Below are 12,467 nucleotides of genomic sequence, written 5' to 3' on the forward strand. Positions count from 1 at the left end.
GGAAGATGCCCCGCGCGTCCGGCCCGCTCGCCGAGGCCCTGGCCCGCAGGACCGTGACCCTCGACGGCGGACTGAGCAACCAGCTCGCCGACCAGGGCTGCGACCTGTCCGGCGACCTCTGGTCGGGCCGCGTGCTCGCCGAACGGCCGGACCAGGTGACGGCCGCGCACACGGCGTACGCGCGGGCCGGCGCCGAGGTGCTGATCACCGCGAGCTACCAGGTGGGGTACGCGGCCTTCGCCCGGCACGGCTACGGCCGGCCGCGGACCACCGCCCTGCTGCGGCGCAGCGTGCGCCTCGCCGACCGTGCGGCGCGGGCGGCGGACCACGAGGTGTGGGTGGCCGCCTCCGTGGGCCCGTACGGGGCGGTGCTCGCGGACGGTTCCGAGTACCGCGGCCGGTACGGGCTGAGCGTGCGGGAGCTGGCCGCCTTCCACCGGCCCCGCATCGCAGCGCTGCTGGCCGCGGGGCCGGACGTACTGGCCCTGGAGACCGTCCCGGACACCGTCGAGGCAGAGGCCCTGCTCACCGTCCTCGCCGAGACGGGCGCCCGCGCCTGGCTCTCCTACACCGTCGCGGGCGGCCGCACCAGGGCGGGCCAGCCACTGCACGAGGCTTTCGCCCTCGCGGCCGCAGCCCCGGGCGTCATCGCGCTCGGGGTCAACTGCTGCGACCCCGAGGACGTGCTGCCCGCCCTCGAAGCGGCGGCCCCGGTCACCCGAAAGCCGCTCCTCGCCTACCCGAACGACGGCTCCGTCTGGGACGCCGCCACGCGGACCTGGCACGCGCCGCGGGCCGAGGTCCCCTGGCCGACGGCCGCGTGGCGGCGCTCCGGAGCCCGCCTCATCGGCGGCTGCTGCCGCGTCGGCCCGCCCCGCATCGCGGACCTGGCCGCGGGCCGGTAACCCCTCCCGGCCCGCGGCGCCGCTACACGCCGCTGGTGTCCCAGCGCACGCTGGTCAGCCCGCCGCCCGACCCGACGAGTGCGGTCATCTCCGCCTCCACGGCGGCGAGTTCCGCGGGCAGGTCCATGAGGGCCAGCTGTTCGCGGTAGTGGACCAGCGAGGTGAGGAGCAGCTGCGTCCGCTCGGGCTCCAGCGCGCACATCCGGCGCGCGGCGGCGACGGACTCGGCCCGCAGGGCGAGCGCTATGCCGGGCCGATCGGTGAACTCCTGGCGGCTGTACGCGAACAGGGCGACCGCCAGCAGGGGCAGGAAGGCCAACGGACTCACCTGGACGAGAACGCGATAAGCGGCGACCTGCTGCCGGACCGGCAGCGTCCCCGATCCGAGCAGCGCCACCCGGGCTCGCAGTACGGCGTCGTGATTGATGTTCTCCGTGGGATTCATGAGGGAGATTCTGAAAGCCGCACACAGGTCCAAACAAGGGCAATCGACTGTGCCCTTGGTCCTACGAAAACACGCTCTGACCTGTCATGATTGATACGTCATCACCCCTGCGCCCGCTCCCGCGCGGCCCACTGGCCCCGGAGCACACAAAACACGTTGGCCCGGCCGGTGGCGTCAGCACATACTCAGGCGCATGTTCCTGACGATCTCCACTACCGGCACAGCCGAGCACCCCGCCACTGACCTGGGCTTTCTCCTGCACAAGCATCCCGGGAAGGCGCAGGCGTTCTCCACTTCCCACGGCACGGCCCACGTGTTCTACCCCGAGGCGACGGAGCAGCGGTGCACGGCGGCCCTCCTGCTGGAGGTGGATCCCGTCGCGCTCGTGCGGCGCGGTCAGGGCAGGGGCCGGGGCGGTGCGCCCGACGCCGCGCTCGCGCAGTACGTCAACGACCGCCCGTACGCGGCCTCCTCGCTGTTCGCCGTCGCGCTCGGCGCGGTGCTGCGCAGCGCGCTGAAGGGCCAGTGCACCGCCCGCCCGGAGCTGCCGGAGCAGGTGCGCCCGCTGCGGATCGAGATCCCGGCGCTGCCGGCGCGCGGCGGAGTGCAGCTGGTCGAGCGGCTGTTCGGCCCGCTCGGCTGGGACTCCGTGACGGCGACCCCGGTGGTGCTCGACGAGGAGTTCCCCGAGTGGGGCGACTCCCGGTACGTACGGCTCGTACTGGAGGGTGAGCTGCGCCTCGCCGACGCGCTGCGCCAGTTGTACGTCCTGCTGCCCGTGCTGGACGACGCCAAGCACTACTGGGTCGCCCCCGACGAGGTGGACAAGCTGCTGCGCGCCGGGGAGGGCTGGCTCGCCGCCCACCCGGAGAACGCGACGATCACCTCCCGCTACCTCGCCCGGAGCAAGCGGCTGACCCAGGACGCCCTGGAGCGGCTGGAGCTGGTGCGCCTCGCCGAGGCGGACGGCAGCGAGGTCGAGGAGCTCGACAACGCCGTGGACGACGACGAGACGGCCGCCGAGGCCGTCGCGGGCGCGCCGGCCACCGAGGCCGCGGAGCGGCGCGTACCGCTCGCGGTGCACCGGCGCGAGGCCGTCCTCGCCGCCCTGCGCGCCGCCGGCGCCGGCCGCGTCCTCGACCTCGGGTGCGGCCAGGGCCAGCTGGTGCAGGCGCTGCTGAAGGACGTGTCCTTCACCGAGATCGTCGGCATGGACGTCTCCGTGCGGGCCCTGACCACCGCGGCCCGGCGACTGCGGCTGGAGCGCATGGGCGAGCGGCAGAGCTCCCGCGTCCAGCTCGTCCAGGGCTCGCTCGCCTACACCGACAAGCGCCTCGCGGGCTACGACGCCGCGGTGCTCAGCGAGGTCATCGAGCACCTGGACCCGGAGCGGCTGCCCGCCCTGGAGTACGCGGTGTTCGGCTCGGCCCGCCCCCGCACTGTCCTCGTGACCACCCCGAACGTCGAGTACAACGTCCGCTGGGAGACCCTGCCCGCCGGGCACGTCCGGCACGGCGACCACCGCTTCGAGTGGACCCGCGCGGAGTTCCGCGCCTGGGCGGCCCAGGTCGCCGAACGGTTCGGCTACGGCGTCGAGTTCACCCCCGTGGGCGACGACGACCCCGAGGTCGGGCCGCCCACCCAGATGGCCGTCTTCACCACCGTCAACGACACCCCGAAGGAGGGCGAAGCAGCATGACCGACACCGACACCGACACAGTCACGGGCGCCGACACCGGCACCCACACCGGAGCCGAGAACCACCGCAAGCGCACACTTCCCGTCACCGACCTGTCCCTCGTCGTCCTCGTCGGGGCCACCGGATCGGGCAAGTCCACCTTCGCCCGCAGGCACTTCAAGCCCACCGAGGTCCTCTCCTCCGACTACTGCCGGGGCCTCGTCGCCGACGACGAGAACGACCAGAGCGCCAGCAAGGAGGCATTCGACGTCCTGCACTACATCGCCGGCAAGCGGCTGGCCGCGGGCCGCCTCACCGTCGTCGACGCCACCAGCGTGCAGGCGGAGTCGCGCCGGCAGCTGGTGAACCTCGCCCGCGAGCACGACGTGCTGCCCATCGCCATCGTCCTCGACCTGCCCGAGGAGGTGTGCGCCGAGCGCAACGCGGGCCGCCCCGACCGGGCCGGCCTGCCGCGCGCGGTCATCCAGCGCCACCGCCGCGATCTGCGCCGCTCGCTGCGCGGCCTGGAGCGCGAGGGCTTCCGCAAGGTGCACGTGCTGCGCTCCGTGGAGGAGGTGGAGGCGGCCGAGGTGGTGCTGGAGAAGCGTTTCAACGACCTCACCCACCTCACCGGCCCCTTCGACATCATCGGCGACATCCACGGCTGTGCGTCCGAGCTGGAGACCCTGCTCGGCAAACTCGGGTACGAGGACGGCGTCCACCCCGAAGGCCGCACCGCGGTCTTCGTCGGCGACCTCGTGGACCGCGGCCCGGACAGCCCGGGCGTCCTGCGCCGGGTGATGGGCATGGTGAAGTCGGGCAACGCCCTGTGCGTGCCCGGGAACCACGAGAACAAGCTCGGCCGTTACCTGAAGGGCTCCAAGGTCCAGCGGACCCACGGCCTGGCCGAGACGATCGCGCAGCTGGAGGGGGAGCCGGAGGAGTTCGTCCAGGAGGTACGGGAGTTCATCCGCGGCCTCGTCAGCCACTACGTGCTCGACGGCGGGAAGCTCGTGGTCTGCCACGCCGGGCTGCCCGAGAAGTACCACGGCCGCACCTCCGGCCGGGTGCGTTCGCACGCCCTCTACGGGGAGACCACCGGCGAGACCGACGAGTTCGGCCTGCCCGTGCGCTACCCGTGGGCCGAGGAGTACCGCGGCAAGGCCGTCGTGGTCTACGGCCACACCCCGGTGCCGAACACCTCCTGGATCAACAACACCATCTGCCTCGACACCGGCGCCGTCTTCGGCGGCCGGATGACCGCCCTGCGCTGGCCCGAGCGCGAACTGGTCGACGTACCGGCCGAGAAGGTCTGGTACGAGCCGGTCAAGCCGCTGGTCACCGAGGTGCCGGGCGGCCACGACGGGCGCCCGCTCGACCTGGCCGACGTGCACGGCCGCCGGGTCGTCGAGACCCGCCACCTGGGCAACGTCAACGTGCGGGAGGAGAACGCGGCGGCGGCCCTGGAGGTCATGAGCCGCTTCGCGGTGGACCCGCGCCTGGTGCCGTACCTGCCGCCGACCATGGCGCCCACGGCCACCTCCCGCGAGGAGGCCCGCGGCGGAGCCGCTGATGGGGGCTACCTGGAGCACCCGGCCGAGGCCTTCGCGCAGTACCGCACGGACGGCATCGCCCAGGTCGTGTGCGAGGAGAAGCACATGGGCTCCCGGGCCACCGTCCTGGTCTGCAAGGACGCCGCCGCGGCCCGCGAGCGCTTCGGTGTCGACGGTCCCACCGGCTCCGTCTACACCCGCACCGGGCGGCCCTTCTTCAACGATCCCGAGGTCACCGAGGAGGTGCTCGCCCGGCTCCGCTCGGCGATCACCGACGCGGGCCTGTGGGCGGAGCTGGGCACCGACTGGCTGCTCGTCGACGGGGAACTGCTGCCCTGGTCGCTGAAGTCCACCGGCCTGCTGCGCAACCAGTACGCCGCCGTGGGCGCGGCCGCCGCAGCGGTCTTCCCGGACGCGCTCGCCGCCCTGGGGGCGGCCGCCGCCCGGGGCGTCGACACCGGCGAGCTGCTGGAGCGCCAGCGCGACCGGGCCGCCGACGCGGCGAGGTTCACCGACGCGTACCGGCGCTACTGCTGGACCACCGACGGGCTGGACGGCGTACGGTTCGCGCCGTTCCAGCTGCTGGCGGCGGCCGGGCGGTCGCTCGCGGCCGTACCGCACGACGAGCAGCTGTTCTGGCTGGACCGGATGGTCGCCGCGGACGAGGCCGCCGGAACGGGCCTGCTGCGCCGCACCGGCCGGATCCTGGTGGACACCGCCGACGAGGAATCCGTACGGGCGGGCACGGACTGGTGGCTGGAGCTGACGGCCGCGGGCGGCGAGGGCATGGTCGTCAAGCCGCTCCAGGCGTACGCCAAGGACGGCAAGGGCCGCCTGGTCCAGCCCGGGGTGAAGGTGCGCGGGCGCGAGTACCTGCGGATCATCTACGGCCCGGAGTACACGCGCCCGGACAACCTGGAGCGGCTGCGCGGGCGGTTCCTCGGGCACAAGCGCTCGCTCGCCCTGCGCGAGTACGCGCTCGGACTGGAGGCGCTGGACCGGCTGGCGGCGCAGGAGCCGCTGTGGCGGGTCCACGAGGCCGTCTTCGCGGTGCTCGCCCTGGAGTCGGAGCCGGTCGACCCCAGGCTCTGACCGGGCCCGGCGGCCGCCCCGCCCGCGGGGCACACGCGTAAAGCGGAGACCCCCGTACGGCCGCTAATTAGGTCGTATGGGGGAACTTTCCCGCAGAACGCCGGGGAAACCACCGGCGGGATCGTTCATCCAGGGCAGCGGACTGTCCGCGACCTGGAAGGACGGAACACCACTTATGAAGATGACCGCGCGCGGAAGCATTGCGGCGCTCATGACCTGTATGGCCGCGGCCGGCGCGGCCACCCCGGCCGTGGCCGACTCGGTGCCGGTCGGGGTCCCGCTCGACGCTGTGAAGACCACGCTGGGCGTGGACACTCCGCGCGTGGCCACCGGGGTCCCGGTCCCGGTCGTCGGCGCGCCCGAGGCGCCCCGCCACCACACGGGGGACATGCTCCCCACTCCGCTGCTCCCGGCGGTCCCGATCGCCACCGAGCTCGGCAACACCCTCGTCACCACGCCGGTGCCGAACCTCCTGGACCGGCCCGAGAAGGACGGCAAGGGCTCGCTGGACGCGCCGGCGACCACCCTGCGCACCCGGACCCCGGGTGCGGTGCTCGGTTCCCCGCTGACGATGCCGGACGGGAGCAACTTCGGGCTGCCGAACGTCGTGGCGCCGAAGCTGGGCCTCCTGGCCCCGGAGCTCACCGGCGCCCCGACGGCGCTCCTCGGCCTCGACGTTCCCCGCTGAGCCGACGCCACGTCAAAAGGCCGCCCGGTCTGCGAACGTGTACGGCATGGGATTCCATGTCGATTCCGAGACCGGGCGGCTTCGCCGCGTCATCCTCCACCGGCCCGACCTGGAGCTGAAGAGGCTCACACCGAGCAACAAGGACGCGTTGCTCTTCGACGACGTGCTGTGGGTGCGCCGGGCCCGCCAGGAGCACGACGGCTTCGCCGACGTACTGCGCGACCGGGGCGTCGAGGTCCACCTCTTCGGGGACCTGCTGTGCGAGGCCCTGGAGATCCCGGAGGCGAGACACCTCGTACTGGACCGGGTCTTCGACGAGAAGGAGTACGGTCCGCTCGCCACCGACCACCTGCGGTCGTTCTTCGACGGGCTGCCCTCGGCCGAACTGGTCGAGGCGCTGGTCGGCGGGATGACCAAGCGGGAGTTCCTGGAGCGGCACGCCGAGCCGGTGTCGGTCCGCTTCCACGCCATGGAGCTGGACGACTTCCTGCTGGGGCCGCTGCCCAACCACCTGTTCACCCGGGACACCTCGGCCTGGATCTACGACGGGGTCTCGATCAACGCCATGCGCTGGCCGGCCCGGCAGCGCGAGACCGTCCACTTCGAGGCGATCTACAAGCACCATCCGCTCTTCACCTCCTCGGGGGCCTTCCACTACTGGTCGCAGGGGCAGGCCGACTATCCCTCGACCATCGAGGGCGGCGACGTCCTGGTCATCGGCAACGGCGCCGTGCTGATCGGGATGAGCGAGCGCACCACCCCGCAGGCCGTGGAGATGCTGGCGCGCGGCCTGTTCGCGGCCGGGTCGGCCACCTCGATCGTGGCGCTCGACATGCCCAAGCGGCGGGCGTTCATGCACCTGGACACGGTGATGACGATGGTCGATGGAGATACGTTCACTCAGTACGCGGGCCTGGGCATGCTGCGCTCCTACACGATCCAGCCGGGGGGCGGGGCGAGCGAGCTCAAGGTGACCGACCACCCGCCGGAGCAGATGCACCGGGCCATCGCGTCGGCGCTCGGCCTCGACTCGATCCGGGTGCTGACGGCGACGCAGGACGTGCACTCGGCGGAGCGCGAGCAGTGGGACGACGGCTGCAACGTGCTGGCCGTCGAGCCGGGCGTGGTGGTCGCGTACGAACGCAACGTCACGACCAACACCCACCTGCGCAAGGAGGGCATCGAGGTGATCGAGATCCCCGGCAGCGAGCTCGGGCGCGGGCGGGGCGGTCCGCGCTGCATGAGCTGTCCGGTGGAGCGGGACGCCGTCTGAAGGGGGGCTGTATATCAATGCAGAGGATCGTATAGACTTCCAACATCCCCTGTCACCGTGACTCTGGAGCGTCCCCATGGCCACCGACCTCGTCGGCCGCAGTTTCCTCAAGGAGCTCGACTTCACCGCCGCCGAGTTCCGCGGCCTGGTCGAGCTCGCCGCCGAACTCAAGGCGGCGAAGAAGGCCGGGACCGAGCAGCGCCGGCTCCAGGGCAAGAACATCGCCCTGATCTTCGCGAAGACCTCGACGCGCACCCGCTGCGCGTTCGAGGTCGCCGCCGCCGACCAGGGCGCCCACACCACCTACCTCGACCCCTCCGGCTCCCAGATGGGCCACAAGGAGTCGGTCAAGGACACGGCGCGGGTGCTGGGCCGGATGTTCGACGCGATCGAGTTCCGGGGCGACAGCCAGGACACCGTCGAGGAGCTCGCCGAGCACGCCGGCGTGCCGGTCCTCAACGGGCTCACCGACGACTGGCACCCCACCCAGATGCTGGCCGACGTACTCACCATGACCGAGCACTGCGACAAGCCTCTGGAGCGGATCGCCTTCGCCTACCTCGGCGACGCCCGCTTCAACATGGGCAATTCCTACCTGGTGACCGGCGCGCTGCTGGGCATGGACGTACGGATCGTCGCGCCGAAGGCCTACTGGCCGGCCGAGTCGGTGGTGGCCGCGGCCCGCGAGCTCGCGGCGGGCAGCGGCGCCCGGATCACGCTGACCGAGGAGATCGCCGAGGGGGTCGCGCAGGCCGACTTCGTCGTGACCGACATCTGGGTGTCCATGGGCGAGCCCAAGGAGGTCTGGGACGAGAGGATCGCGGCCCTGGCCCCGTACGCCGTCACCATGGACGTGCTGCGCGCCACCGGGAACCCGGACGTGAAGTTCCTGCACTGCCTGCCGGCCTTCCACGACCTCGGGACCAAGGTGGCCCAGGAGATCCACGAGCGGCACGGGCTGGATTCGCTGGAGGTGACGGACGAGGTGTTCGAGTCCGCGCACTCGGTCGTCTTCGACGAGGCCGAGAACCGGCTGCACACCATCAAGGCCGTGCTCGTCGCCCTGCTGGCCGGGCCCGCCGCATAGTCATGCGGGGCGGGCGGGCAGGGTGAACCACACGGCCTTGCCGTGCGCGGTGCGGCGGTGGCCGCAGGCGGAGCTCAGGGTCCGGATCAGCAGCAGGCCGCGGCCGTGCTCCTGCCAGGGGTCGGGGTGCACGTCGCCGGCGCGGGCCGCCAGGCTGGCGGGGGGCTGCGGGTCGCCGTCGTGGACCTCGACCTGGCAGCCGTTGGCCAGCAGCTCCACGACCAGCTCGATCGGGGCGTTGCCGGGGGTGTGCTCGACGGCGTTGGCGACGAGTTCGGCGGTCAGCAGCTCCGCGGTGTCGCTGTCGGCGGGGGTCTCGATCTCGGCGAGCGCGGTACGGACGAGGGCGCGGGCGATGGGTACGGCGGCTGCCGTGTGGGGCAGGGCGATCCGCCAGGCGGAGGGTTCTGGCAAGGGGGACCGTCCGTTCCGTGGGGTCGTGGCCGGCGGGGGCGGGCCGGGGCAGAGGAAATCCTGGTTTCAACCATACGAACTCGAAATCGCGTGATGTAGGGCACCCCGGCGGAACTGCCAGGGACCAGTGCCACCGGAGGGTCGGGACGTCCGCCCCGTGTGGAAGCCCCGCGGCGCGTGACGGCATGCTGTGTCGTGTTTCTGTGACGGCAGTCACGATCCGGTGATACCTTCGGGAGGGTGAGCCCCTTCCTTGGTTCCACATCAGCGACCGAACGGTGGCGCCACCTGCGGGTGGACCGGCAGGACGGCGTCGCCACCGTCACCCTCGACCGCCCCGAGAAGCTGAACGCGCTCACCTTCGGCGCCTACGCCGACCTGCGCGATCTGCTCGCCGAACTGTCCCGGGAGCGTTCCGTGCGCGCCCTCGTGCTCGGCGGCGAGGGCCGCGGCTTCTGCTCCGGCGGCGACGTCGACGAGATCATCGGCGCCACCCTCGCGATGGACACCGCCCAACTCCTCGACTTCAACCGGATGACCGGCCAGGTGGTGCGCGCGCTGCGCGAGTGCCCCTTCCCGGTCATCGCCGCCGTGCACGGGGTCGCCGCCGGGGCCGGGGCCGTCATCGCCCTCGCCGCCGACTTCCGGATCGCCGACCCCACCGCCCGCTTCGCCTTCCTCTTCACCCGGGTCGGCCTCTCCGGCGGGGACATGGGCGCCGCCTACCTGCTGCCCCGGGTCGTCGGCCTCGGGCACGCCACCAGACTCCTGATGCTGGGCGAACCCGTACCCGCGCCGCAGGCCGAGCGGATCGGCCTGCTCAGCGAGGTCACCGAGGAGGGCAAGGCCCACGCCCGGGCCGCCGAGCTGGCCGCGCACCTCGCCGCGGGCCCCGCCCTCGCGTACGCGCAGACCAAGGCCCTGCTCACCGCCGAACTCGACATGCCGCTGGCCGCGTCGGTGGAGCTGGACGCCAACACGCAGGCCCTGCTGATGAACGGCGAGGACTACGCGGAGTTCCACGCCGCCTTCACCGGAAAACGGCCCCCGGCATGGAAGGGCAGGTAACCCGATGGCCGCGCACGCCATGCGGGTCGCCGTAGTCGGCGGGGGACCGGGCGGACTGTACGCCGCCGCCCTGCTCGCCCGGCAGGGCCACACCGTGGAGGTCTGGGAGCGCGGCGCCCCCGACGAGACCTTCGGCTTCGGCGTCGTGCTCTCCGACGAGACGCTCGGCGGAATCGAGCGCGCCGACACCGTCGTCTACGCCGCCCTCAGCGCGGAGTTCGTCCGCTGGGACGACGTCGAGATCGTCCACCGGGGCCGGCTGCTGACCTCCGGCGGACACGGCTTCGCCGCCCTCGGCCGGCGCCGGCTGCTGGAGATCCTGCACGAGCGCTGCGCCGGACTGGGCGTACGCCTGCACTTTCGCACCCGTGCCCCGGACGCGGCCGCGCTCGCGGGCTCGTACGACCTGGTGGTCGCCGCCGACGGGGTGCACAGCACCACCCGGCAGCACGGCGCCGAGCACTTCCGGCCCACCCTGACGGGCGGGCGGTGCCGCTACATCTGGCTGGCCGCCGACTTCGCCTTCGAAGCCTTCCGCTTCGAGATCGCGCAGACCGAGCACGGGGTGATGCAACTGCACGCCTACCCCTTCTCCGCCGACGAGTCGACCGTGATCGTCGAGATGCGCGAGGAGGTCTGGCGGGCGGCCGGCTTCGACCTGTGCGACGAGGCGGAGTCGGCGGCCCGCTGCGCCAAGATCTTCGCCGAGACCCTGCGCGGCCGGCCCCTGCACGGCAACCGCTCCGCGTGGACCCGGTTCCGCACCGTCGTCAACGAACGCTGGTCCCACGGCAACGTGGCACTGCTCGGCGACGCGGCGCACACCGCGCACTTCTCCATCGGCTCCGGCACCAAGCTCGCGGTGGAGGACGCCCTCGCGCTCGCCGAGGCGGTCGCCTCCGAGGCGGACGTACCCGCCGCCCTCGCCGCGTACGAGGCCGCCCGCCGCCCGGCGGTGGCCAGCACCCAGCGGGCCGCGGCCGCCAGCATGCGGTGGTTCGAGGAGATCGCCGGGTACGTCGGCCAGCCCGCCCGGCAGTTCGCCTTCAACCTCCTCACCCGCAGCCGCCGGGTCACCCACGACAACCTGCGAATGCGCGACGAGCGCTTCGCGCGCGCCGTGGAACGGGACTTCGGCTGCCCCGACGGGCGGACCCCGCCCATGTTCACCCCCTTCACCCTGCGCGGGCTGACCCTGCGCAACCGGATCGTCGTCTCCCCGATGGACGTGTACTCGGCGAAGGACGGGCTGCCCGGCGACTTCCACCTCGTCCACCTCGGCTCCCGGGCGCTCGGCGGGGCCGCGCTGGTCATGACCGAGATGGTCTGCGTCAGCCCCGAGGGCCGGATCACGCCCGGCTGCACCGGCCTGTACACCGCGGAGCAGGCAGCCGCCTGGGCCCGGATCGCCGACTTCGTGCACACCTCGGCGCCCGGCACGGCCCTCGGGGTGCAGCTCGGGCACTCCGGCCGCAAGGGCTCGACCCGGGTGATGTGGGAGGGGATGGACGACCCCCTGCCCCAGGGCAACTGGCCCGTGGCCGCGGCCTCCGCGCTGCCCTACCGGCCGGGCGTCTCGGCCGTCCCGCGCGCCCTGGCGGCCGCCGACCTCGCCGCGATCCGCTCCGACTTCGCCGCGGCCGCCGTGCGGGCCGCCGACAGCGGCTTCGACCTGCTCGAACTGCACTGCGCGCACGGCTACCTGCTGTCCGGGTTCCTGTCCCCGCTGACCAACCACCGCGACGACGAGTACGGCGGCCCCCTGGAGAACCGGCTGCGCTTCCCGCTGGAGGTCTTCGACGCGGTCCGCGCGGTCTGGCCCGAGGACCGGCCGATGACGGTCCGCCTCTCGGCCACCGACTGGGCCCCCGGCGGCACCTCGCCGCAGGAGGCCGTCGACATCGCGGCCGCCTTCGCCGCCCACGGCGCGGACGCCATCGACGTCTCCACCGGCCAGGTGGTGTCGGACGAGGCACCCGAGTACGGGCGCTCCTACCAGACCCCGTACGCCGACCGGATCCGCAACGCGCTGGGCGTGCCCGTGATCGCCGTCGGCGCGATCTCCTCCTGGGACGACGTCAACTCCCTGCTCCTGGCCGGGCGCGCGGACCTGTGCGCGGTCGGCCGCCCTCACCTGTACGACCCGCACTGGACCCTGCACGCGGCGGCCGACCAGGCCTACGAGGGCCCGGCCGCGCCCTGGCCCGCCCCCTACCGGGCCGGCAGCCGCCGACCGCCCACGGGACGCGGCTGAGGCACCGGCC

General features: G+C 73.0%; 10 protein-coding genes. 8 read left to right on the forward strand and 2 right to left on the reverse strand.

The annotated features are described in order from the left end of the window. Nucleotides 1–5 precede the first annotated feature (5 nt). Nucleotides 6–905 carry a homocysteine S-methyltransferase gene (mmuM, locus tag AB0M99_RS15615; RefSeq protein WP_365920513.1) on the forward strand — a complete coding sequence of 300 codons (900 nt, stop codon included), beginning with the start codon at nucleotides 6–8 and terminating at the stop codon, nucleotides 903–905. A 22-nt stretch (nucleotides 906–927) separates the two neighbouring features. Here the strand turns inward: mmuM and AB0M99_RS15620 are convergent, their stop codons facing one another. Beyond that, a complete protein-coding gene (locus AB0M99_RS15620) occupies nucleotides 928–1,350 on the reverse strand; it encodes a hypothetical protein (protein WP_365920515.1) in 423 nt (140 codons plus the stop codon). Nucleotides 1,351–1,543: 193 nt separating this feature from the next. Between AB0M99_RS15620 and AB0M99_RS15625 the strand changes: the two genes are divergently transcribed. The 5 genes from AB0M99_RS15625 to argF all read left to right on the forward strand — a co-directional run bounded on the left by AB0M99_RS15625 (nucleotide 1,544) and on the right by argF (nucleotide 8,721). Further along, nucleotides 1,544–3,049, forward strand: a complete 1,506-nt coding sequence (locus tag AB0M99_RS15625) for a 3' terminal RNA ribose 2'-O-methyltransferase Hen1 (RefSeq protein ID WP_365920517.1) — start codon at nucleotides 1,544–1,546, stop codon at nucleotides 3,047–3,049. Next, a complete protein-coding gene (locus AB0M99_RS15630; RefSeq protein WP_365920519.1) occupies nucleotides 3,046–5,673 on the forward strand; it encodes a polynucleotide kinase-phosphatase in 2,628 nt (875 codons plus the stop codon). Before AB0M99_RS15625 ends, AB0M99_RS15630 begins: the two co-directional genes overlap by 4 nt. Before the next feature lie 211 nt (nucleotides 5,674–5,884). After that, complete coding sequence (locus tag AB0M99_RS15635) at nucleotides 5,885–6,361, forward strand: hypothetical protein (RefSeq protein ID WP_365920521.1); 477 nt, start codon at nucleotides 5,885–5,887, stop codon at nucleotides 6,359–6,361. Nucleotides 6,362–6,407: 46 nt separating this feature from the next. Next, on the forward strand, nucleotides 6,408–7,634 hold the full coding sequence (locus AB0M99_RS15640) for an arginine deiminase (protein ID WP_365920523.1): 1,227 nt from the start codon (nucleotides 6,408–6,410) through the stop codon (nucleotides 7,632–7,634). A gap of 76 nt (nucleotides 7,635–7,710) precedes the next feature. Continuing rightward, nucleotides 7,711–8,721: an ornithine carbamoyltransferase gene (gene argF / locus AB0M99_RS15645; protein ID WP_365920525.1), complete on the forward strand. Its 1,011-nt coding sequence runs from the start codon at nucleotides 7,711–7,713 to the stop codon at nucleotides 8,719–8,721. Here the strand turns inward: argF and AB0M99_RS15650 are convergent, their stop codons facing one another. Then, a complete protein-coding gene (locus tag AB0M99_RS15650) occupies nucleotides 8,722–9,135 on the reverse strand; it encodes an ATP-binding protein (RefSeq protein WP_365920527.1) in 414 nt (137 codons plus the stop codon). Between the two features lie 240 nt (nucleotides 9,136–9,375). Between AB0M99_RS15650 and AB0M99_RS15655 the strand changes: the two genes are divergently transcribed. Next, on the forward strand, nucleotides 9,376–10,203 hold the full coding sequence (locus AB0M99_RS15655; RefSeq protein ID WP_365920529.1) for an enoyl-CoA hydratase family protein: 828 nt from the start codon (nucleotides 9,376–9,378) through the stop codon (nucleotides 10,201–10,203). Between the two features lie 4 nt (nucleotides 10,204–10,207). Continuing rightward, the gene (locus AB0M99_RS15660; protein ID WP_365920531.1) at nucleotides 10,208–12,457 is read left to right on the forward strand and encodes a bifunctional salicylyl-CoA 5-hydroxylase/oxidoreductase; all 2,250 of its coding nucleotides are present in this window, start codon (nucleotides 10,208–10,210) and stop codon (nucleotides 12,455–12,457) included. The last annotated feature ends 10 nt before the right edge of the window (nucleotides 12,458–12,467 follow it).

The organism is Streptomyces sp. NPDC051183 (genome assembly GCF_040682455.1).
Taxonomy (GTDB): domain Bacteria; phylum Actinomycetota; class Actinomycetes; order Streptomycetales; family Streptomycetaceae; genus Streptomyces.